Genomic DNA, 838 nt, shown 5'->3' with positions numbered 1-838 from the left:
GGGCGCCACCGCGACCACCAGGATGTCGGGCTCGCGGGCGAGGCAGCGGCCCAGCTCGATCGCGACGCGCTCCCGGGCGTTGATCGCGCCGTCGGCCAGCGCGCCGGTGCTGGGCTGGATCTCGACCTTGCTGTCTAGGCCGAGCCCGTAGACCGAGGCTTCGAGGCCCTCGTCGGCGAGCACGCGCTGCACCAGCGCCCGCACCCGGGGCTCCGCGTTGGCCTCGCCGAGGCTGATCCGGCCGAACAGCAGGTTCTCCTCCAAGCTGGCGGCCGGATTGACCCGGCCGGGATCGTGGAACTCGACGGCGCCGGCGAGGTGGGGCGGCAGCATCCGGGCGAAGGAGCGACGCGCCTGGACCAGCCGCCGCTCGAACGCGGCGTCGATCAGCCCGAAGCGGTGGCGGGACTCGCTGTAGCGCAAAGCCAGGCCGATCAGCCGGGTGCGGTCGCGCTGGCCGGCCGATCCGCGGCGCAGGCTCGCGGCATTGGGCAGGCGAACCACCAGATCTTCGAAGTAGCCGCGCTCCGAGGCCTGGAACAGCGAATAGTTGTCGAAGAGCGAATGGTCGTTGGGCAGATCCGCGAAGATCTCCACGGTGCTGCGCGCCACCGACAGGCCGATCTCGGTGAGCGGTCGCACCAGCTCCTCGGCCTCCAGCACCGCCCGCAGGTACGGATGGCGGGCGAACCGCAGGGGCGCGAAGGCCCCGCCCACCGGCTCGCCGAACAGGATGTTCTCGCCGATGCTCGCCTGATGGTTGTAGCGGGCCGGGTCGAACGGCTCGACCAGGCGCTCGGCCCCCTTGGCGGCCAGGGCCGCCCGCATGGTCCGGCGG

The 838-nt window shown here is 72.6% G+C and carries 1 pseudogene; it reads right to left on the bottom strand.

Features of this window, described 5'->3' with window-relative positions:
* Nucleotides 1–838 (bottom strand): annotated as a pseudogene (locus FV228_RS31210) (ABC transporter ATP-binding protein); the annotation flags it as partial.

It is taken from the genome of Methylobacterium sp. WL18 (assembly GCF_008040015.1).
Taxonomy (GTDB): Bacteria; Pseudomonadota; Alphaproteobacteria; order Rhizobiales; family Beijerinckiaceae; genus Methylobacterium; species Methylobacterium mesophilicum.
The sequence above is the reverse complement of the archived record's forward strand: the minus strand, read 5'-3'. Positions and strand labels throughout refer to the sequence as shown.